The organism is Ramlibacter alkalitolerans (assembly GCF_016722765.1).
GTDB classification, from domain to species: Bacteria; Pseudomonadota; Gammaproteobacteria; order Burkholderiales; family Burkholderiaceae_C; genus Ramlibacter; species Ramlibacter alkalitolerans.
In genome coordinates this window covers 560,730-583,226 of the sequence record NZ_JAEQND010000001.1, presented here as the reverse complement: position 1 = coordinate 583,226, position 22,497 = coordinate 560,730, and the positions used below count along the sequence as shown (strand labels likewise).

General features: G+C 75.0%; 11 protein-coding genes. All 11 read right to left on the bottom strand.

Translation table 11 applies throughout. The features are described 5' to 3' along the window. Genes JI746_RS02725 through JI746_RS02675 form a run of 11 tightly spaced genes read right to left on the bottom strand, consistent with a single transcriptional unit; the run spans position 1 to position 22,494 of the window. Positions 1-1,026, bottom strand: coding sequence for an ATP-binding protein (locus JI746_RS02725; protein ID WP_201687228.1), 1,026 nt, complete (start codon positions 1,024-1,026; stop codon positions 1-3). Then, positions 1,019-5,425 carry a hypothetical protein gene (locus tag JI746_RS02720; protein ID WP_201687227.1) on the bottom strand — a complete coding sequence of 1,469 codons (4,407 nt, stop codon included), beginning with the start codon at positions 5,423-5,425 and terminating at the stop codon, positions 1,019-1,021. The genes JI746_RS02725 and JI746_RS02720 overlap by 8 nt, the downstream gene beginning before the upstream one ends. After that, a complete protein-coding gene (locus JI746_RS02715) occupies positions 5,425-7,359 on the bottom strand; it encodes an ATP-binding protein (RefSeq protein WP_201687226.1) in 1,935 nt (644 codons plus the stop codon). Before JI746_RS02715 ends, JI746_RS02720 begins: the two co-directional genes overlap by 1 nt. Beyond that, entirely contained in the window at positions 7,356-8,819 is a 1,464-nt protein-coding gene (locus JI746_RS02710) for a hypothetical protein (protein WP_201687225.1), read from the bottom strand. The genes JI746_RS02715 and JI746_RS02710 overlap by 4 nt, the downstream gene beginning before the upstream one ends. Before the next feature lie 9 nt (positions 8,820-8,828). Then, positions 8,829-13,784 carry a hypothetical protein gene (locus tag JI746_RS02705; protein WP_201687224.1) on the bottom strand — a complete coding sequence of 1,652 codons (4,956 nt, stop codon included), beginning with the start codon at positions 13,782-13,784 and terminating at the stop codon, positions 8,829-8,831. Between the two features lie 19 nt (positions 13,785-13,803). Further along, on the bottom strand, positions 13,804-15,939 hold the full coding sequence (locus tag JI746_RS02700; RefSeq protein WP_201687223.1) for a hypothetical protein: 2,136 nt from the start codon (positions 15,937-15,939) through the stop codon (positions 13,804-13,806). A 13-nt stretch (positions 15,940-15,952) separates the two neighbouring features. After that, positions 15,953-16,861, bottom strand: a complete 909-nt coding sequence (locus JI746_RS02695) for a hypothetical protein (RefSeq protein ID WP_201687222.1) — start codon at positions 16,859-16,861, stop codon at positions 15,953-15,955. Beyond that, positions 16,858-17,133: a hypothetical protein gene (locus JI746_RS02690; protein WP_201687221.1), complete on the bottom strand. Its 276-nt coding sequence runs from the start codon at positions 17,131-17,133 to the stop codon at positions 16,858-16,860. The genes JI746_RS02695 and JI746_RS02690 overlap by 4 nt, the downstream gene beginning before the upstream one ends. Before the next feature lie 10 nt (positions 17,134-17,143). Next, positions 17,144-17,458 (bottom strand): hypothetical protein, encoded by a 315-nt coding sequence (locus JI746_RS02685; protein WP_201687220.1) that lies wholly within the window; start codon positions 17,456-17,458, stop codon positions 17,144-17,146. Positions 17,459-17,476: 18 nt separating this feature from the next. After that, entirely contained in the window at positions 17,477-20,227 is a 2,751-nt protein-coding gene (locus tag JI746_RS02680; protein WP_201687219.1) for a phage tail protein, read from the bottom strand. Then, positions 20,227-22,494 (bottom strand): putative baseplate assembly protein, encoded by a 2,268-nt coding sequence (locus JI746_RS02675; protein WP_201687218.1) that lies wholly within the window; start codon positions 22,492-22,494, stop codon positions 20,227-20,229. The genes JI746_RS02680 and JI746_RS02675 overlap by 1 nt, the downstream gene beginning before the upstream one ends. Positions 22,495-22,497: the final 3 nt, after the last annotated feature.

Genomic DNA, 22,497 nt, shown 5'->3' with positions numbered 1-22,497 from the left:
TCAGCCGCCAGCGCGCAGCGCCCGCCGCCGCTCGCTGTCATGCGCTTCGCGCACCTCCTTGAACGCTGCCGCCCCCCACTTGCGCGCCAGCGCCGCCAGCAAGGGCTCCACCCACGCACGTGCGGTCTCGGACCCGAGCAGGTCGCCCAGCGTGGCCCAGGCCGTCGCGAGGGCGCGATACGCCTCGACCCGCTGCCCCAGCGCATCCTGTGCATCGGCCAGCGCACGGGCCGCCGCAAGGTAGCTCGGCGCCGCCACGGCCTGCAGCGCCGCTTCTCGCGCCTGCAATGCGGCGTCGCGTGCGGCTGCAGCGTCTCCGCGCTGCAAGGCCTGCGCGCACAGCAGCAGGCAGGTGTCGGCGAGGACCGCGGCGTCGCCGCTTGCGCGGGCCTCCACCACCAGTTCCTGCGCCATCGCTGCGCTCTCCTGCAGGCGGCCCGCAGCCTGCAAGGCGGTAGCCTGCTCGATGCGCACGCGCCGGGCAGCGCCCGCATCGCCGCTGCCTTGCAGCAGTTCCTGGGCGCGAGCAAGGTCTTGCGCGGCCGCCGTGGACGCGCCGCCATGCACGTGCGCGGCGGCGCGCCGCTCCAGCAGCGCGGCCCGTGCGGCGGGGGGCTCCTTCGCTTCGGCAAGCTGCAGCGCCCCGGTCCACGCAGCAACCGCCTGCGCGGCGCGCCCCGCCGCCATCTCGGTCTCGCCCAGCTCCTTCCACGCCGCGAGCGCCGCAGGGTGCGTCGCCGGGACGCGCTGCAGCGCGGCCTCGGCACGCCGGCGGGCACCCTCCAGGTCACCCGAGAAGCGGCACAGGGCCGCTGCCATGCGCAGCAACTGCGCCTCGCGCTCGGTCTGCCCAAGGCCGGCGTGCAGGAGCGCGCATTCGTCCAGCGCCGCGGTCGCTTCGCGCCAGCGGCCCTGCTTGACCAGCGCATCGGCCTGGGTGGCGAGCGCGTCGGCCAGGCGCTGCGCATCGCCGCCGGCGCGCGCCGCGGCCACGGTGTCGGCGTGCGGGAGCGATGTGTCAGCCACTGCCTTCCAGCCTCACGTTCTGCTTGCCTTCGCCGCGCAGGCGTTCCATGGTCTGCTCGATCGCGCGCTGGCGCGCCGCCCGGTGCTCCTGCGCCCACGCCTGCATCTGTTCGGCCAGCGTCTGCGCCTCCTGCTGGCGCTGCGCGGCGGCGTCCGCCAGCGAGCGCTCCTGCTCCTGCGCCCCGGCCTCCAGGCGTTCCGCTTCGCCGCGCGCCTGTTCGTTGGATTGCTGCAGGCCGCGCGCGCCGGCGTGGGCGCTGCGCAGGTCCGCTTCCGAAGTCTGCGCCTGCGAGCCGGTGGCGTCGAGCCGGGTCGCGTCGCCCTGCAGCGATGCCGCGCGCTCGGGTTGCGCCGAGTCCAGGCCGACCATCTGCGCGCCCATCTCCCCGAACGCCTCCTGCATGCGCCTCGCCTCCGCATTCATCTCCAGCATTTTGTCCCCGGCGTCGCCCGGCAGGTGCGACGCGAGACTCGTGAATCCCTCCCACGCGGCGAGCGGGCCGCTCAGCACCGCCAGGCCGGTGGCGCGGCTCGGATAGCCGGAGACCAGCCCCTGCGCTTCCTGCTGCCGTTGCTGCTGCGCCTGGTTGGCCGCCTCGTGCGCGGCGACCGACTGCTGCTGCGCCTGCACGGCGCTGATGCCTTGGGCGGCATCGCTCACCGTCTGTTCGAGCGGGCCGCTGTTGGCATCGCACTGGGCGACGCGCTCGGATTGGTGCTGCGCTTCCTGCTCGGCGCGGGCGCGGTCGGCCAGCAGGTTCGCGATCTCCTGCTTCATCTGCTCCAACTGCTCGGGGGTGCCGGGCGGGGGCTGGTATTCGGGACTCACGCGCTCCACGCCGGTGGCCGGCTGGTTGTCGGCGGTGAACTGGGCCCGGTGCGCCGCCTCCTGCTGCGCGGGCGTCGGCGCCTCGCCGCCGCCGCCGAACACCTGCGGCAAGAAGAGGGCGCCGACCTGCCGCGCGCGCATGCCCCAGCCCGGCGCGCCGGGCGCCGTGGGGCGCGCAGCGCCCGAAGGCACCGGCGCTGGTGCCGGGCGCGGCGCCGTCGCCTGGGGCTGCGCGCTTGGCTGCGCCTGCGGGCCGGTCGCCGCAGGTTCCGTCATGGGGCGCGGCGGCCCGCCGGCTTGCGGCGCCAGCAGCGAGGGATCGACGATCACCGAAGGCAACTGGTCCTGCGGACGGAACTGCTCCGGTGGCCGGGCCGGCGTGGCGCCCGGTGCCTCCGGCACGCCGGGACGCCCGGTCCACACGTAGATCGTGTCGTCGTCGGGCGCGAAGCGCCGGCGCGCGGCGGCATCCTGCATCAGGATCTGACGTTGGTCCGGCGGCAGGTCGCCGTGCAGCGCGGCGCGCGCGCTCGCCTGGAACTCCTCGTGCCACGGATCGGCGCGCACCTCGCCGGCGATTTCCGCTTCGCGGTGGCCGATCGCCTCGTGCGCCAGCACGGCTTCCGGCCCGGCCGCGGCATTCGCGGGGTTGCGCAGGCCGGTGGGCCTTTGCTCCGGCGGCAGCGGATTGAGGTCCGGCCCCACGGTGATGCGGCCGCCGCCGCCGGCCGCGTCGGGGTGGAAGGCGGTCATTTCGCCAGGGGAGATCTGGTCGCGCGGCACGCCCATGCCCACCAGGCGATCGACGGCGGCGTTGTACTCCTCGGGCGTGAGCTGGCGCGTGCTGCGCGTCGGCACCCGCTGTTCGGCCATGGGCCGCGGCGCGCCCGGCTCGGGGAAGGGCAGCGCCATCTGCCCCGGTGGCGCCATCTCCGGCAGTCCCAGCGAGAGCTGCTCGGGCACCGGTGCGGCGGGCCGCGGGGCGAGCTGCTCGAACCCGGGCAGCGGCAGTTGCGTGCCGGGTTCCGCGGTGTGCCCGCCGAACAGGCGGTCGATGTGCGCGTCGATCTCGGACTGCGGCGCGTCGCGCAGCGGATGCCCCTGCGGCAATGGTTCGCCGGGGCGGACTTCCTGGTTGCCGTAGCGGGAGCTCTGGAACTGCTCCGTCTCGGCGAGGAAGATCTTGCCGACCTGTTCCGGCGGCACGGTCGTCGTGCCCGAGCCGGCGATCGCGTCCTGCAGGATCTGCGTGCTGCGGGACTGGACTTCCACCGGCGAGACGCTCTCGCCCTGCAGCCGGCGTCCGCGCACTTCGGCCAGCAGCGCCGCGTCCGCGGCGTCCTTCAGCGGCTTGACCTGCTCCGGCAGGCTCATGGTCAGCGCTTCCTTGGTGTCCGCGCCGCCGCGGCGCTGCCCTTGCGGCCCGTGGAGTTCGTGTCCCGGCAGCACCTCGTTCATCGTCGCTGCGGGGCTCACGTGTTCGAGGTACACCCCGGCCGCTTCGCGCCCGGTCTGCGGCATGCGACCGCCGCCGCGCGTGGCGCCGGGCGCACCGGGCGGATTGCTCTCCAGCGCGAAGGGATGCGGAGCATCCACCGCCACCTTGTACGTGCCGATGCCGCCGTGCTCCAGCGCCTGCGGCACGGCTTCCGTGCCGCTGAAGCCGTGCAACTCCAGCGGCGGCGTGACGGGCTCCAGGCGCCCGCCGGTGGCCGGCGCGCCCGCAGCAGCGGGCGCCGGGGGCGCGGCTGCCGCGGCCGGCGCCGGCGGCGTGTCGAAGCCGGGAAAGGACAGTTGCTCGGGGGGCTGCGCCGCGGCTGCGGGCGCCACGGCTTCGTCGGTCATGGGCCGGGGCGCCGGCTCGGTCGGTGCCCGCGAGGGTGTCGTGGCCGGCTCGGTCGGCGCGCGCGACGGTGTGGTCGCCGGTTCCGGCAGCGAAGGCGGCCGCTCGGTCGGCGCATAGGGACTCGGCTCCGGTTGCCACGCCGGCAGCTCCGGGCCGTAGTCGGGCAAGGGCTCGAATTCGGGCAGGCGCGGCGGCCCGGGGATCTCCGGCATGCCGTCGGGGCCGACCGGCAATTCGGTCGGTGCGCGCGAAGGCGTGACGGGCTCGGCCGGCGCGCCGCTGTCCGCTCGCGGCGCCGCGGGCTCCTCGAAGCGCACCGCGGGCGGCTCGCTTGCCGGCGGTGTCTCGTGCGTTTGCGGCGGCATCTCCTGCTCGCGCTGGTGCGGGCGTGGCGCGCCGACGTTCGCCAGGTGGGCGCCGACGAAGCCGCCCAGCGCGCCGCCCGACTGCGAGGCGGCGGCAGAAATCCGGCTGCCGTCCGCCTCGACTTCGCGCGGATCCGCCTGCGTGGTGAACGCATGCAGGGCGCGGAACAGCAGCACCGTCGGCTGCAGCACCGCGGCGTTGATGCCATCCAGCACCATCGTCACCTCGCCGATCGCGACGGTGATCTCCTCGCAGGTCACCGCCACCTCGCCCGCCGCGATGGCGATTCCCGCCGTCGCCCCGAAGGTGAAGAAGGCCGCCACCGTGGCGCCGGCGGCGATCACCAGGGCCGCCGCCTGCACCACGCCGACGATGCCGTTGATGATGTTCAGGATGCTGGAGACGACGGTGATGATGGCGGAGATCGCATCGATGGAGTTCGCCAGCGTCTCGTAGATGTCGCTGCCCTCGCCGAAGCGGCCGATCGTTTCCGTGGTCTGGCCCCAGCCCTCCACGAGTCCGTGCAAGGCCATCGCGCCGCCGGCGATCGGGCCGAGCACGGGCACGGCTCGGGTCGCAAGCCCGAGCACCAGGCCCATTCCGAAGCCGGAGGCCGCGCCCGTGAGGAAGCCGCTGCCGGCCTGTTCGGCGATGAAGGCCGCGCGGTCCACGGATTCGGCCGCGCCGACGTGCGCCAATGCGCCGGCCCAGCGCTGGTGCTCGACGAGTTCGGTGTCGATCAGCGCCAGGTCCCCGGTGCCCAGCGCCTGCAGCTCCGAGAGGTCCAGCGGCGGCGCTTCCTGCGGCCCGTCGCGGTCCAGGGACGAGACCACGTCGTCGGGCGACACCTCGCCGCCGCCTGCGGCACCGGCGCGTGCGCCCCGGCCTCCAGCGGCGCCTGCCCCGGCCTGGCCGGGCGCGCCACCGGGGGCGCCCTCGGCCTCGCCTTCGCCACCCTCACCGCCGCCAGCGCCCGCCTCCTCGCCGGGCGGCGGCTCCGCCTCGCCCTCGGGCGGCACGCCGTCTGCCTCCTGGTCCTCGGCGAGCATGCTCTCGTCGGCGAATGCTTCCTCGCCAGCGCCGTCCGGCAGGCACACGAGGGCTTCGGTGCTGCGCGCGACGGCCTGCTCCACGTCGATTCCCGGCGTGGCGTGCGCATCCAGTCCCGCCGCCTGCATCGAGATCGCCGCATGCACGCCGGCCGCGCCGGCCTGTGCCATCAGGTAGCGCGGGGTCGCGCCCGCGGCGCCGGACGGCATGCCCGCGTCGCGCGGCGAGGGCCGGCGGCGCGGCGGCGCACGCGCGGGCCGCGCCGTGGTCCGCGGCGGCGACATCGAAGCGGCAAGGCGGGTGGCCATCAGCCCTCCGCAGGCAGCCCCGTGGGCGGCTGGCGGCCCAGCTTGCGGCATTCGGCCGCCACCGCGTGCAGCACGTCCTCGTAGGCCACTGCGCGTTGCGCCGCGCGCGCCCGCGCCGCCGCGGCCAGCACCATGTTGCGGATGTGGCCGCCGGCGAGCTCGCAGCTGCCCGCCAGCTGGTTCAGTTCGTGGTCGCCGAGGCCGTGCTGCGTGCCGAGGTGGCCGAGCCACAACGCGCGCCGCTCCTGCGGGCCCGGCTGCGGGAATTCGAGGATCGCGTCCAGCCGCCGCGTGAAGGCGGAATCGAAGCGGCTGCGGCTGTTGCTCGCCAGCAGGGCGATGCCCTCGAAGGACTCGATGCGTTCCAGCAGGTAGTTGGTCTGCGCGTTGGCGAAGCGGTCGGTCGACTCGCGCACCTCGGTGCGCTTGCCGAACAGCGCATCGGCCTCGTCGAACAGCAGCACCACCTCGTCATGCTCGGCGCGGGCGAAGAGCTGCGCCAGGTTCTTCTCGGTCTCGCCGATGTACTTGCTGGAGACGGCGGCGAGGTCCACGCGGTAGAGGGGCAGGCCCAGCTGCGTTGCGAGCCAGCCGGCGGCGAGCGTCTTGCCCGTGCCCGAAGGGCCGACCAGCAGCGCCCGCACGCCGGGCCGGTAGCGGGCCCGGGTCGAGGCGCCGAGGCCATCGGCCAGGCCCTCGCGGCCCTCGCACCGGTGGCGCAGTGCGAGCAGGTGCTGGCGCAGCGACGGCGGCACGATCAGCACGTCCTGCGCGATGGGCTCCGGCAGCAGTTCGGCGACGGTGCCCAGCCGCGCCGGCGCGGTGCTGCGGGCCGCTTCGGCGACATGATGCGCAGCGACGGCTTCGCCGTGCAGGGAGGCGTGGTAGCGGGCCGCGCGACCGAGCTGCACGATGCGCTCGGCGTCGTGGCGGTACTGGCGGCCCAGGCGCTGCGCCAGCGCGGGATCTTGCAGCATCGCGGTCCACAGCAGGGCGCGCTCGGGCGCCTGCGGCAGCGGAACGCGCCAGGCCGTCACGGCCTGGCTCTCGTGTTCGAAGCTGCCTTCGCATCCAGTCGCCAGCAGCACCGGGCCGCGGTACGCCGGCAGCGGGCGCAGCCGGCGCGACTCGCCGGGGCCGAGGTCGAGGCACAGCACGGGCAGCAGGCCGCACAGCGTGAGCCAGAGGCCGGCGCCCGGCGCGGGCTCCTGCTCGAAGAACGCGGGCTCGCGACCGAACGCGCGCGCCACGAGGGCGGCGGCGGCGCGCGCCGCACCGGCGTCGCCGCTGCGGACGGCGAGCGTGCCGGGTGCGGCCGCGAGCGCGCGTGCCTGCGCCTGTGCCGCTTGCGCGAGGGAGGGCACCGGCGTCGCACTGCCGGCTCCCGTGCGCACGCCCGGCCAGCGCGAGCGGCCGTCGCGCAGGGCGAGCACCAGCGGCAGCGGCACCAGCAGCGTCCGCTCCGGCAGGGGATGCGGGCGCGCTTCGTCGGCTTCGAACTGCAGCAGCCCGCATTCGAATGCGGCCCCCTCCAGCAGCTGCGCGGGGCCGTCGTCGGCGCCGAGGCGCTCGGCCGCCGCGAGCACCAGGCCCACGGTGGGCCGGCTGCCGGCGACCGGCGCCTGCAGCCAGGCCAGCACGCGGCCGACCATGGGATCGAGCTCCACCGCCATGCACAAGGCCACGCCCAGCAACTCCGCGGTGCCGAGCCGCAGTGCGCGGGCCAGCCCGTGCAGCAACTGCTCGTGGGCGGGCGCCTCGGCCAGCCAGCGCTGCAGGCCTTCCGGGGATGGGGTGTGCGATCGCACCGCCTGATCCAGCCACGCGGCTTCCGGTCCCGATGCGGCATCGGGCCGCGTGTCGCGCAAGGCGGCGAGTGCCAGGACGTGCAGGGGGGCGGCCTGCAGGAGGGCGGTGGGCTGCGGTGCGTTCATGCCGGGCCTCGCCCGTAGTGGAAGTTCACGACCCGCCCGAACCAGGGCACCCAGCCGAGGTCGAGATCGAGGCCGAGCCGGCGCACGTTGAGGTCGGTGCGGGCCAGGTCGAAATGCACGTCGGCATGCGTGGCCGTGAGGGCCAGCTGCGCCGGACGCAGCACCAGCGGCCCGAGGCCGATGCGACCGGCATGGCGCAGCCAGGCGCGCGCCGCGGCGAGCCAGGCGTGGCTGGCGGCTTCGTCGCGCGGGTTGCCGCACGTGGCGGCGAGCGGCCAAGCCGGATCGTCGGCGGGCACGCGCAGGCGCTGCAAGGCGATGCCGAGCATGCCGGCGGCGATGCCGTTCTCCTGCCCGGGCAGGCGGTCCGGCAAGCCGAGGCGCTGCACCACCGCCAGCAGGAACAGCAGGCCACCGCAAGCGGTGGGCGCGAGGAAGGGATCGCCGCGCACGGCGTGCGATGCGATAGCGGCGGGGCCCGTGGACGACAGGGCTTCCTGCCGCGCCGGGCCCGGCCACACGGGCTGCGCAAGCTGGGCGCTCGGCGACGGGTCCTTCCCGGACCAAGCGGGCCGGGTCGGGGCTGCTTGCAGGAAGCGTTCCCCCTGCGGGTGCTGAGCCTCGACGCGCGGAGTGGGAGCATGCGCAACGTGCAAGGCGACCGGCGCATCGTGGTCGATGCGAACCGGTGCCGCCGCGCCGGGCTCGTGCTGCACGCCAACGGCGGAAGTCGTGCGAGAGCTAGCTACCGGCAAGGCCGGGCCCGCGGCGACACGCAAGGCCCGCAGCCACTCCGGCGTGGCAGCGTCGCCTCCCTCCGGCGGCCGTGCAGGCGACCAGGAAGGTGCCGGCTCCGCAGCTGCGTCCATCGCCCTTCCTCGCGCCACCGACACGCCGGCGCGCCGCACCAGCGCCTCGCCCTCGTCGGCCGGCATGCAAGCCCCGAGCCGCGCGGCACCCGCCGGCTCGCTGGCCACCGCGGTCGCCCACGCCGGCAGCGCCACCCGCGCTTCCGGCCAGGCCGCGATCGTCCAGGCCATGCGCGAGAGATTCGCACCCGCCTGCCCCGCCGGCTCGAACTCCGCCACCGCGCGCGGCCAGTACCAGGCCGTGCACGGCTGCCCGCGCACCAGCCGCAGCGCGAGCTGCACGCGCGCCTGCAGCGCGCCGGCAAAGGCCACGCACGCCGCCGATTCGGCTGCCGGATCGGCGGCGTCCACCCACTGCCGCGCCGCCTCCTGCACCCGCTGCTCGATGTGCCGTGACAGCGCCTGCGCGCTGATGTCCGGCGGCAGACGCCCGAGCGCGAGCCGGCGCACGACCAGCAGCCGCCCGCCTTCGTCGCCCATGCTGGCGCAGCGCAGCGCGTCCTCCAGCACGGGCAGCATGCGGCGCACGGCCGTCTCGCTGCCGGCCCGCAGCCGCAGGTGCCGCACGGTGCGCATGGAAGCGGCGGCCATCACCGCCCCTCAGCGGCGGAACAGCGTGCGCTGCGCGCTGCCCGCGGCGAGGCTCACCATCGCCTCGGTGTCGAAGTGCACCCGCACGTCGTCGCCCAGGTCGACGCGCGCCTGCGCCGTGTGGACCACGCGCGCGGCCACCTCCTGCGCTCCGAGATCCTCCACCGTCGCGCGCGCCACCAGCGTGTCGTTGCGATACAGCAGCGCCTGCATGCCCACGCGCAGCCGGCTCGGATCGAGCACGGTGAGCGGGATGCGCACGCCGGGGCTGACACCCGTCGCAGGCCGCGCGAGCCGGCCCTGCAGGATGCGATCCACCGGTGCGTGGCTGGCCAGCAGCAGGCACATGCGCACCACGTCGTTCACCAGTGCCACCGCCTGCGGCTGCCCCGGCTCGACCTGCGCGAACAGCCAGTCCACGTACGACTGCATCTGGCGTCGATCCAGGTAGGCGACCTCGGCCCAGCGCGGCAGGCTGCCGAGGTTGCGCAGGTTGGGCGCCGCGTCGAACTCCGACAGCAGCTCCGCCCACTGCAGGCGGATCACCGGCAGCACGCCGCTGAACTCCGCATGCAGGCAGGCGCTGACGCCGCGGATCTGGTCGAGTTCGGCCGCCGCCGCGCGCGCGACGTCGGCGCGGCCGTGGGCGCCCTCGGCCAGGTCGCCGAAGCTCACCACCTTTTCCGCCTCGGCACGCACGCCCTGCCAGCTCGCTGCCTGCAGCACCTGCAGGTCCAGCACCTGCAGCGCGGCGAAGCGCGGCGCCAGTGCCTCTGCCTGGCGGACGGCAACCTGCGCGATGCCGGTCGCCAGCTTGCCGACCGGCGTCGCGCGACTCACCGCCAGTTGCGGCGCGGCCAGCCCCGTCACGGCGCGCGCCTGCGCACTGCCGATCAGCCGCACCAGGTGGTCGACCTTGTCCAGCCGCTGCAGCAGCGGCGGGACGCGGACGAACCAGTTCGCCGGCGCCTCGCGCACCACGCGCAGCATGTCCAGCAGTTCCTCGGGGGCGTCGAGGTGCTCGCGCAGGCACGCGGGCACGGCGGGCTCGACCAGGCCGGGATCGACCGCGCGGGCCGGCGTGGCCAGCAGGTTGTCGATCTCGCGCGGCCGCACGTAGGCGATGAACTTCACCTCCTCGGCCAGCACGCGCGCACGGCGGGCGTTGATGCCGTCGATGCGCTCGGTCTCCTCGGCCAGCAGTGCGCGCGCCACGCTCACGTCGTGGCGGGCCTCGGCCAGCGCGTCGCCGACCTGGGCCAGGCGTCCGTTCATGGCGTCGATGTCGCCGCGCAGCGCGGCCAGCGCGCCGTCGCAGCGCGCCAGCGCGTCACGGTAGATCGCGAGCCGGGCCTCCAGCTGGCGCAGGATGGCCACCGTGATGTCCGACAGGCTCACGGCCTGCGAGAACAGCGTTGACTCGTCGAGCGTGCTTTCGTCGCTGGGCGGCGGCGTCGCGAGCGCGTCCTGCAGGGCCTGGTTGCCGCGCAGGTCGGTGAGCGGGCGCTTCAGGCCGGTGGCGCCGGCGAGGAAGGGATCGCCGGGCAGGCCGGGGATCTGGAAGTCGGCGAACACCGCCGGCACCGCGCCGCTGTCTTCGCGGGCGAAGTCCTCCAGCAGGCCCAGCAGCGACAGCACCGTGCGCTGCCGGTTGGCCAGCGCGTAGTTGCGCGCTTCGGGCGAGGGCGGATTCCTCAGGCGTTCGGCGATCGCGGTGGTGCGGATCTCCGCCAGGCCGACGACGGGGTTGGCGAACACGATCGCCGGCGGCGCACTGGCCGGCCGGATCAGCGTGGCTTCGGCGACGACGTTGCGCGCGATGTTCAGGCGCGTGGCCGTCGTGGTCAGCGTCGACTTCGCCGCCGTGCCGATCACCGCCGACACCGCGATGCCGGCCCGCAAGGGCTGCGCCGCCGGCGCCGGCGTGGGCGCGACGACGGCCGGCATCGCCAGCGCCCGCTTCTTGACGGTGCTGACGTATTCCTCGATCTGCTTTTGCACCACGATCGCGCTGTCGGCGGTGGCGAGCGCGGCCAGCGTCGGCGAGACGGCGAGCCGGCCGGCATCGCTGGCGCTCATGGTCAGCTGGCGGATGCGGTGCATGTCGACCTGCATGTGCGCGAAGCCGAAGTCCGTGATGTCGTCGGCGCGGTCGATGCGCGTGCGCAGGTAGTCGGCGAAGGCCGAGAGCCCGCGCAGCAGCAGCTGCGACTGCTCGTGGCCGGACAGGCGCTGGATCAGCGGGTCGGCGGCCAGTTCGGTATACACCTTCACCGTGCCGATGCGCGAGGAGGGCGTGGGCGTGAGCACGCCCAGGTTGTGCTGCGCGACCAGCTTGGCGCCGAACTGCGGCAGGTAGGGCGGCGTGGTGGTGTCGCCGGTCGGCGTGCCTTCCGGCCACAGGCGCGTCCCTTGCGCCAGGCCCTGGTCCTGCGGCACCTGCAGCAGGTCGCTGAAGGCCATGTTGCCGCCGAACACGATGAAGGTCAGCGACTGCGCCTGGATGTCCGTGTCGGGATTGCGTTCGCCGGGCGCGGGCACCGGCAGTTCCAGCGGCACCCAGACGCCGGACTGCGGCAAGGCGCCGGCATGGCGCGTGCGGGCGTTGAATTCGGTGAACGCACTGGAGATCTTGACCAGGTCCTGCAGCCGGTTCTCGCCCCAGAACGCGATCCGGAAGTTGGCCAGGCGGTCCTCGCCGACCGGCTTGAGCCCGGTCCACGGGATGCCGACCCAGATGGAGCGCGGCGGCGTCAGTTCGTCCAGATAGATCCAGGCCACCAGCCGGTCCGCCTTCGTGCGCGGGATGGTGACTTGCCTGCCCGCGAAGCTGAGGCTGTGCCCGCGCCAACCCGCGGCCACCGGGTAGGAGAGGTTGAAGCCGCTCACCGGCACCGCGAGGGTCTCGGGCTCCTGCTGCGCCTCCCCGCCGAGCGGATCGCCGCCGCCGGACTGCACCTCGGGCAGGCTGGGCACGACGCCGTCGTGCGGCTCGAACGGCGACCACAGGTCGTTGGCGCTGAGCAGGTCCCAGGACTCGTCGCCCTGTACGCGCGCACCTGTCGGCAGGAAGTTGCAGAACCACTTGCGCCAGGTCTGCGGCGTGCGGGCGCCGGCCAGACCGAAGGCGGCGCGGCCGTCGTAGAGCGTGAACGCCATGCCGTCCACGGTCTTCTGCGAAAGGCCCACCGTGGCGGCATCCACGGCCAGCATCACCCACTTGCCCGGCACCGGCAGGTTGCCGGCACGGTGGTGCGCCGGCGTCGCGGCCGCACCCCAGGCGATCAGGTCCTCGCCCCAGAAGGCGCGATGCTCCCAGCCGTCGGCGCCGTGCCACTGCAGCATCAGCGTGCGCGGCGGGTGGTCCGGGTCCAGGCAGGCCCACACGAACAGCGACTCGCCGGGCTGCGGCGTGAAAGGCGGGTCGGCGCCGTCGAAGAAGTGCTGGTGCACGCCGGCCAGCAGCGCGCTGCGGTGGCCGCCGCCGGGCGGGGGCGGGCCCCAGGGGCTGAGCGACTCGTTGTCGATCGCCAGCGGATCGTCCTTGAACGCGGGCACCTGCTGCTCGCGCCCGTCGAGCGCGTGCGAGAGCATCGAGAGGCGGTTGCGCAGGCCCTGGCGCAAGCCCAGGGTGCGGGCGCGCCGCAGCAGGTTCTCGTCCAGCACTTCCTGGAAGCCCGGGTCCACGTTCTCGCGCAGCAGCAGGCGCGGTTCCCAGGACGAGAGCGGCACCGGCACCAGCAGCCGCACGCTCTCGGCGGCGCCAGGCGACAAGGGCGCAAGCGAGGCGTTGGCGCGCACCGGCAGGTCCAGTTGCTCCATCGGCACCGGCACGGCGTCGAGGTCGAATCCGACCGGGAAGAATTCCGAGCGCGGCGCGGTGAGGTCGGGGACGTAGACCGCTTTGGGCAGCAGCCCCACCGGCGGCAGGAAACGCGAGAAGCCGGCGCGCAGTTCGCTGGCGGCGGGCGACGGCTCGCCCGCCGCGGCCACCTGTTCGGCGAGCTGCTCGATGCGTGCCTGCCACAGCGCCGGCTTGCGGCTGCTGGCCAGCAGCGCGCCGCCTGTGTTGGCCAGGCGCGCATCGCGGGGCCGGCCGCCGGCGCGCACGACGCTGGCGCGGTCCAGCCACAGGGGACGGCGCGTCGCGGGATCGAGCGCCACCAGCGCCAGCGGCAGGCCCCATTCCTCCCACGGCAGCACTTCGCTCTCGGCCAGGGCTTCTTCGGCCTGGAACACGGTCCAGGCGAGCGCATTGCGCATCTGCGCGTCGCCCACGGCCGGCACGCCGCGCCACTCGCCCGGCCAGACGTACCAGAGCAGGCGCGCGGCATCGGCCAGGCGCCAGTCCTCGAACGCCGCCGCATCGCCCGGCGTGCCTTCGTCGCAGGCGCTGCGCTCGCACGGGTCCATCGGGTCCATGCTGGAGCGATCGACCGTGACCGGCTGCAGCAGCAGCACGCCGAAGGGCAGCAGCGTGGCCTGCGCCGCGGCCGGCAGGGCGCCGAGCGCCGCGCCGATGCGCCGTTCGCGCAGCGTCGGCGGGTCGCCCTCGACGCCGGGCTCCACGCCGCTCCCATCGACGAAGAAGCCCGGCGGCGCCACCACCGGCACGTCGGCCAGCAGGCAGCGCAGGGGCCGCGTGAGCACCAGGTCCTCGCCGGTCGCCGCCAGGCCGAGCCCGCGCGCGACCTGCACTTCCACGTCGGCGGAACTGCCGCCTTCGGGCGTTTGCGCCTGCACTTCCAGGCCGTCGACGACGCCGGGCGTCCAGTCCTGCCCGCGGGTGGCCAGGTGGCCGCTTTGCCACGCCTGCCATTGCGCCAGCGCGCCGGCCGTGAGCGCGCGGCCCGGGAACACATGGGGGCGGCGCCGCCAGTCGCTGGCGGCTTCGGTGGCACTGCCCGGGGACAGGCCGACGACGCGTTCGCCGGCCAGCGGATCGCGGATGGGGGTGATGCTCACGACAGGCTCCCTGCGGGCCTCAGCCCTTGGTCCCGCCGCGGCTGGGACCGGTCTTCTTGGTGGCGACCGCCTTGCGGACGACGGCGGCCTTGCGGGCGGGTGGCGCGGCGGGCGCCGGCGTGGCTCGCGGCGTCGCAGTCGGCGCCGAGGCAGCGGGCGCCGAGGCAGCGGGCGCCGAGGCAGCGGGCGCCGAGGCAGCGGGCGCCGATGCAGCGGGCGCCGATGCAGCGGGCGCCGATGCAGCGGGCGACGAAGTTGCGCGCGTCGCGGTCCCCGCTGGCGCAGCATCGGCAGGCGCCGGCGACTCCGTCGCTTCGTCCGCGGACGGCGCCGCATCCGCCGGCTCGGTGCTCGCCGTGGCCGTTGTCCCGCCCGTCAGCCGCGCCCCGAGGTCCTGCAGCCGCGTCGCGTCGGCGCTGCGCGCCTCCGCATCGAGCCGACGCCACTTGTCGTTGCTGGCCAGGCGCTGCAGCGCGTTGGCCTGGATGTCGTCGGCCGCATTGCGTTCGATCTTCTCCAGGCCCTCGCCGACGCCGCTCGCGAGGGCGGAGCGCACGCCCAGCACGCTGGCGTGATCCAGTTGCGCCTCGGCCCCGCTGCCGGCGCTGGCGTTCAGCGCGCCCAGCGTCGCGGCGGTGAGCGTGGGCGAGGCGGCGACGCGCGGCGAGGCCAGCAGCGACACCACGTTGGCCGCGGCCTTGGTGCTGGAGGCGGCCAGCACGCGGTCCAGCGAGGGCGTGAGGCCGAGCGACTCGACGCGTTCGCGCACCGCCCGCTCCACCACGACATCGGCACCGCCGGCCACCGCGGTGGGCGTGCCCACCAGGTCGTCGCGGTAGGCCAGGTTGCGCCGCCGCACGAACCACAGGCTGGGCAGGTTGGCCAGGCGCGCCCATTCGGCATCGGAGGGATTGGCGACATCCACCGCCGGCAGGGGCAGCGGCAGCCGCAGCCGTTGCAGGATCTCCAGCGGCTTGCGCTGGGCCAGCAGGTTGGGCGCCGCGGGCTTCAGCGGCCGCGTGACGGCGGAAAGCCGCGCCCGTACCGTGGCGAAGTCCTGCCGCGGCACCGGCGCCAGCACCAGCACCGCGGTGAGGTCCAGCGCCGCCTGCGAAGCCTGGAAATCGATCGGAGGCAGCGCCAGCGACTCTTCCACCAGTGCCGGCAGTTCGTCCTCCGGGATGATGGAGAAATCGACGTCGACCTCGGACGGGAAGAAGCGCTGCGTGAAGTCGCGCGTGTCGATGATGCCGGGCGGCAGCGGCCCGGCCGGCGGCAGTGCGGGGAATTGCGCGGCGGCGGGGAAGCTGCGACCCTGGAACTGCGCCACCACATCGGCCAGGTGCGACTGGTACTGCATCAGGTGCGCCAGGCGCAGCCCGCGCGGCGCCAGGCCCAGGCCCGGCAGGTCGCCGCGGTCGGCCCCGAGTTCGCGCCGCACCAGCGGCGCGTCGATCCACACGATGGTGTTGGACTGCAGCGCGATCATCGCCAGCGGCAGCACGTTGGCCGACCAGCCGGCGGCGGTGGACTGGGTGAAGAGGGTGCGGGCCGCGGTGCCGCGCCGCACCTCCAGCGCGTCGGCCGCGCCGTCGTCCTGCCACGGGATCAGCACCACCGCCGTGGCCTCGATCACGTCACCGTCCTCCACCGTGCGCGCGCCGGTGAGCGTGGTCGGATAGGCGCCGATCGGGTTGGCGGTGAACTCCACCGGCCGCAGCCCCAGCACGAACAGGCCGGTGCGGCTGCGCAGCGGCGCCGCCGGCAGGCGCGAGAGCCCGAAGCGCGCCGAGAGCTGTTCGGCCTGCGGGATGTCCGCCAGGTTCACGGCGAGCGTGGCGGGCAGCAGCACGAGTTCGCCGGCGCCGGTGATGCCCTGGCCCGCGGCGATGCGCAGGGTGTGGGGCGTGTCGCCGGGCGCGACGTCCAGGCCGTGGGCCACGCCGCTGCCGGCGGCACGCCCGAGGTCCGCCTCGCGGGTGAGGAAGTACTGCTGGTCGCGGATCAGGTCGCGGGCGGCGAGGAAGCGGCCGTCGAAGTAGCGGGGCCGCTCGCGCCGCGGGTCCTCCACCAGCACGCCCCGGCTGCGCAGCGCCGGGGCTTCGGTCGGATCGATGCGTTCGCGGGCTGCGCCCTGGGTGAGAGTGATCGCCATGGCCATCTTTCGTCTACAGCCCCGCGGCCTGCGCCACCAGCGCCGCCGCGGGAAGGAAATGCCGCGCCCAGTTGTCGACCCGCGGGGCATCGGCGCTGCGCGCGGGCGGCGTCGCCGCATCGACCGGCAGGAACACGCGCGCGAGGAAGACGGCGCTCGGATCGAGCGCCGGCGGCTGCTCCGGTGCGCTCGCGAGGCCGCCACTGCCGCCGGCGTGGCCGCTGCCCTCCCAGCCGTGCAGGATCGCGTCCTGCAGCGCGTCGCGCCGCTGGGCCGCGGTGGTGTTCGGGTCCGACAGCGCGGCGGCGGCCGGTGGCAGCGGCAGGCCGCTGTAGCTGTCGGCGAGGCCGGCGCGCGGCAGCATCAGCAGCTCCCAGGCATCGCGCAGGCGCGAGGTCGAGACCGCGTTGAGGGCGTCGAACGGCCCTTGCGCAAAGCTGGGGGTGAGGCCGCGCGCGCAGGCGGCGAAGCGCAGGAAGACGTCGGCCACCACGGCGCGCGCCGGCAGGGCGGTGCCCTCGTCAGTCATGCGGCGCGAGACGAAGCGGCCCAGGTTCTCGTAGGCGGCCTGGCGCAGCGTGTCGCCGCCATCGGCGTCGCGCGTCGCGTCGAACCAGCGGGGCAGGCGCAGGCAGGCGGCGCGGGGCAGCTCGATCAGGCGGCCGAGGCGGTCCACGGCGACGCCGGGCTGCACGCGGATCTCCTCCACCTGCGTCGCGGTGCCGGGCACGTGCTGCACCTCCAGGCCGGCCAGCGTGCCCGGCCCGGCGAGGAAGGCCAGCGCGCGCGCCAGCCGGCCGCGGTGGTAGGTCTGTTCGTCGCTGAAGTCCTGCGCATCGAGCAGCATGCCGGTGGCGTAGGAGAGGCGGTCGGCGCGCGGCTGCGCCACCAGCGGGTCGGCAGCGAAGGCCTGGATGCTCATTTCGGTCTCCTCAGGGTCCGCAGCGGCGGCGCCACGATCGGGGGATTCACGACGCGGCCTATGGGATCCGGGTTCAGCACCACGGGCGTGACGACCTCGCCCGGGATCAGCCGCGCGGCCACCTCCACCACCGCCTCGTCCGGCTTCGAGGCCTGGCCGCCGTCGTCCACCACCACCAGCCGGAAGCGGTGCAAGCCCGGCTTGAGGCCGGCGTCGACCACGACGCGCGGCTCGGGCGTCGTGAGCGGCTGGCCGATGACGAAGCTGGCCATGACGGCGCCTTCAGGTCGCCGGGCCGAGGTAGGTCCAGATCCACTTGACCACCTTGCCGCCACCGGCGTCGAAGGAGGCCGAGCCGTCCATGCCGAAGCTCTGGCCGAAGGGCGTGACCTTGGGGCCGCGCAGCACCGCGGTCGGCGCATCCTGGTCGGCGATGATCACCTCCACCTGGTCGGGCTTGGAGATGTTGCCGGCGCTGTCCACCACCACCAGGCGGAACAGCTGCCGCCCCAGCGGCAGCGGCCGGTCGGGGCTGACGGTGACCTCGATGGTCGGCGCTTCGGTACTGATCTCCACTCCGGGCACGAAATCGGCCATGGCGTTCTCCTGCGTGTTTCAGGTTTCCCCGGGCGGCAGCCACCGCCAGCGGTATTCGGTGATGTGCCGCCCCGGCGCCGCGCGCGAGCCGCTGCCGTCGAGGATGAAGCTGGCGCCGCCGCGCTCGACGCGGTCGCTGCCGGCGGCGGCCTCGGGCGGTGCGAGCGTCGCCTGCGCGCCGGAAAGCCGCGGGTCGAGCGCCGCTGCGGCGATCAGGTAGTCGCCCGCCCCCAGCGCGCTGCGCTGCACCTGCACCGGCCGCGCGACGCGCGCCGGGCCCAGGTAGGTGTCCACGCCGACCAGGCTGGCGATGCCCACCAGCAGCGGCCACGTCGCCGCGGCCACGCGCACCTGCACGTGCGCCGGTGCCTCGAGCTGCGCGATGCGGCGCACCAGCGCCAGGTCCTGCGCTTCGAATTCCTGGTGGACCAGCACGGTGGCACGGTGCGCGAGGCGGCCGTCGAAGTCCAGCGCCGCGGCTTCTGCTGCCGCCCCGAGCTGGCCGGCATCGAACAGCGCCGCCAGTTCGGCGCGCTCGCGGTCGCCGATTAAGAGCGTGTCGCCCACCACCGAATTGCCGCTCACCTGCAGGCCGGGCAGCAGGGGATCGCGCTCGTCGGCGAGGTCCACGCCGAGCAGCGTGGCGAGGATGCGGCGCAGGCGGAAGTCCTCGACCACCAGCACCTCGCCGCCACGCACGGCGCCCCCAGTGGCGATGTCGAGCGCCAGGCGCAGCCCGGTGCGCGTGCCGTGCCAGCGCGCGAGCTCGGGGGCGGCGCGCAGCCAGTCGCGCCGGCGGCTGGCAGGCAGCGCCGCGTCGAAGGCGACGCCGATCCAGCCGGCCAGCCAGTCGAGGCGCTCGTCGGCCAGCACCGAAGGATCGGTGAGCAGGTGCGCCGCGGCGACCTGGTCCTCCAGCCGCGTGAGCACGCCTTCGAAGTTGGCCAGCAGGCGGTCCTGGAAGTCGGCCGGCGTGGCGCGCGGCCGGTAGACGGTGATGCCGTCGTTCTCGCGCCGTAGCCGCCAGGCCCGCGGGCCGTCGCGCAGCAGCCAGGCATTCCCCGGATCTTCCGTCTCCACCACGGCGGCGGGGCCGAGCTTCATCTGCTCCAAGGCCAGGCGCGCGCGCAACGCGGCACCCGGGCCGCTGCCGGCATCGAGGTCGGTGCGGAAGGCGTCGTCGATGCGCGCGAGCGACTCGCCGGGCGATGCCGCCGCGGCGCCGAACACGGACTCGCGGTACAGGCGCGGCAGGTAGCGGTCGGCATACGAGAAGCGGCTGCTCCAGGCCCGCAGCGCGGCGATCTCCGGCGTGGCGCGGCCGTCGCCGTGCAAGGCGAGCTTCAGCCACAGGTAGCGCCCCGTGATGGCGCGCACGCGCCGGTGCGCATCCTGCAGCAGCACGCCGAACAGGCCGCGCACGCCGGGCTCGCGTGCACCGGGCAGCAGGCCGGGATGGTGCGGCAGTTCGCTGGCCACCGGCTCCCACGCCGCGACGGGCAACTGCGGTGCCGCCATCGCAGGATCGAGCACCGCGATGTCGGCGCCGAAGCCATGCGGGTGCCAGGCCAGGCGATCGTCGTCGGCCGGCGGTGCCGGCTCGTTGGTCGCGGCGACCCAGGCGACGAAGCCGGTGTGCGGCGGCAGCGCGGCCTCGGCGAACAGGCGGTGCCACACGGTGGTCGTGTCGCCACTGTCGATGCGGCGCGCGACCAGGCCCGCGGCGCTGCCGGCGTAAGTGCTTGCCGTGCCGCTGCGCGCGAGCTGGCGCAGCGACAGCGGGTACAGCGCATCGGCGCCGCCGTCCGCCAGCGGGTAGTGCGGTGGCTGCGCGACGCCGTTGGCGAACGGCGCCTCGACCGCGTCGCTGGCCAGCGGATAGACCTCGCCCGCCGGCGGCACGCTCGCAGCGTCGGTCGCCGGCAGGTCGAAGGCCGGGACATCGCGGCGGCCGGGCACGCGCACACCGATGCGGTCGGGCGCGAGCCAGGCCGCGGAATAGGCAAAGGCGGCGCCTTGCAGCGCGAGCACCTGGCCGGCCGAGGAGGCGCCGGACTGCCACACCCGCACGCGCGCGCTGCCTTGTTCGGCCGCCCACGACAGCAGCAGCAGCGCGCCGTCGGGGCCGGAGGCGATCGCGACCGGGTTCTCGGCCAGCTCCAGCGCCGGCGCCAGGGTGTCCGCGAGCTGCGGCGCGCAGGCATTTTCCGGCGCGGGCCGGAACACGCGCGGGTCGTAGTCGTCGGGTTGCGGCGTTTCCGTGCGCATCGGGCGGCCCGTGAGGCGCGCGATGCGGCCGCTGCCGCGTTCCAGCACCCACACTCCGCCGTCCGCATGCGGTGCGAGCCGCCACGGCACGAAGCCGGCCAGCGCCACGCTCACGTCGTTCCAGCGGCCCCGCAGGTCATGCAATCGCACGCCGGTGGGCAGCGCGATGTAGAGGATGCCGTCGGGCGCGGCACACAGGTCGGTGGGCGGTTCGGCCAGCGGCAGCAGGTCCACTTCATCCGGCAGCGGGCTCTTGACGCGCACCGTGCCGGCCGCCGCATCCCAGCGCGCCACGCAGCCGAGCGCGTCGATCGCGCGCGGCACGCGCTCCAGCGCCGACTGCGCCGCCGCGAAGGCCGCTGCCGGCGCCAGCGCGGCCTGCAGCGTGCGCTCGGAGGCCAGCCGCAGCAGCCGGCACCCGGCGTCCCAGGCGACGTGTTCCAGCCCCGGGAAATGCGCCGCCTCGCCCAGCAGCCAGAAGCGCAGGCCGTTCGCGTCCATCAGCACAGCTCCGGCACGACGGGCACCGCCACCGCGGAGGGCTCGGCGAAGGGATTCGGCACCGCGCGCAGGTTGGTGGGTGCGCTAGCGCCTTCGATCGCGACGATGGAAAGCAGCTCCGGCAATTGCCAGCGCTGCAACACCAGCACCTGCGCGCCATCGGCGGCGATCTCGGGCAGGGCCTGCCAGTCGCCCTCGCGCTGCTGGAACAGGCGCAGGCCGCGGAGCTCGTCCACGCCCGGCACGCGCGAGACCTCCACCTCCAGTTCGCGGGTGCGCAAGGCTCGCCCCAGCGGCCAGCCCTGCGCGTCGAGCCCGCCCGGCGCGAGCGGCCACAGCAGCCGGCGCAGGGCCGCGGTCGCGTCGAGCAGGACCTGGTCGCGCGCGAAGCCGTCGCGGATCGCGATCGCCACCGATACGCCGACGGCCACGTAGTCGCAGCCGATCACGTACAGCTCGGTGGCCAGCGGCGTGCGGGCCGCGAGGAAGCCATGCAGCCGCTCGATGAAGGGGCGGTCGGGCCGCGGATTGGGCGCCGGTGCCAGCGGCGCGGCCGGCAGCGCCAGCACGCTCACCACGCCCGGCACCTCGAAGCGGCGGTCGCGCGGCTTGAAGCGCGCCAGCACCTCCACCCGGCCGACGTCGATGGCAGGTGCTTCGAAGGCCAGGCGGCGATAGTCCTCCTCGGTCACCGCGCGGTCGCGATGGCGCAGGCGGGCAGGGATGCGGCGCTCGGCCAATGCGAGGGTCTCGGCATCTTCCCCGCCGGCCAGCGGCAGCGGCTGCAGCACCTTGATCGCGGGCGCCGGCTGGCCATCGATGCGGATGCCGTTCAGCTCCGAAAGCGAATCGGGCGCCAGGTTGCCGGCGCGTCCGCCGCCGAAGCGGCCCAGCGCCAGGCGCACGCGCATGCCGGGCTCGGGCACCTTGCCGCGCACGCCGTCGCCGAGGCGCAGGGTGCCGGCCTCGGCATCGAGCTCGTAGGCCGTGGCGTCGCGCGCGACGTTCGCATCGGCGCTCACCGCCGCAAGATCGTCGACGCGCGTCCACGGCTCGTAGCCGCGGCCCGGCGCTTCCACTTCGACCTGCAGCGAGGCCGCATCCACCGAACCGAAGGGCAGCGCGAACGCTTGGTCTGCGGCGCCGCTGGAGCTGCCCAGCACGCGGCCCTCGAGGGTGGCACGCTGTTCGATCTCCACCGCGTTCACGCCCAGCCAGGCCAGCGGCAGATGCTCCACCGCTTGCCCGGGCAGCGGGCGCAGGCGCAGCCAGGCGATCACGCGCGCCACGCGCTCGGGGTCGTCCAGCCGCGGCGGCACGTCGCCCACGCCGGCATGCGGATTCACGCCCACGTCGTTGGGCGGTGCCCAGATCAGGCTCTCGTCCGGCAACTGCAGGCGCAGCGTCCCGGCCCGCGCCAGGCCGCCGCTCGAGTCGGTGCCGGCCTGCACCGGCAAGGTCAGGTAGTCGGTCTCGAAGCCGCTGCGGCCCTGCGTCGTGATCTCCCACAGCACCGGCACCGCGACGGGCGTGGTGACATCCTCGAACACGGTGGGCGGCTTGACGGCGGGCACCAGGCCCACCGACAGCAGCGGCGGCAGCGCCGCGTTCCCGCCGCCCAGCGCCAGCCGCGCGGCTTCGTTCACGGTGGGTTGCTGCGGTGCCTGCGCCGCCTTCGGTGCCAGCAGCGCGACCCACAAGGCGCGGTCGGCGCTCTGGGCGAAGACGTCGACGCCGGCCGGCGTCGCGCGGCCCTGCGGGAACACGGGCGTCGTCTCGTAGGCCTTGAGGGCGCCGCTGATGCGGTGGATGCGCGCCAGGCCCTGCAGCATGTCGCTGCGTTTCGCCGCGTCCGCGGGCGCGATGCGGCGCTTGATGTAGCACTCGCCCGTGACCGGCAGCACGGTGGTTTCCGCCAGCGTCTCGAAGGGCAGCGCCGCCTTGAGCTTCGCGCGCGGCGCCAGCGTGTGGGCCCCGAGCTCGGTCTCCTGCGCGAACGCCAGGCCGACGATGCCGCGCGCCGGCCGCGCCGGCTGCAGGCCCATGCCCAGCAGCTTGAGGAACACCAGGCGCTGGCGCTCGGGAATGAGGTTGGCGCGGTACAGGAGCGCGTCGCCCAGCCAGGCGAACAGCTCGATCAGCGTGCGGCCCGGGTCGCCCAGGCGCGGATTGGTCCACTCCGGCGTGTGCGCGGGAATGCGCGCGACCAGCTCCTCCACCAGGTCGTCGAAGCGGCGGTCGTCGAGCGAAGGCGGCAGCATGGGCATGGA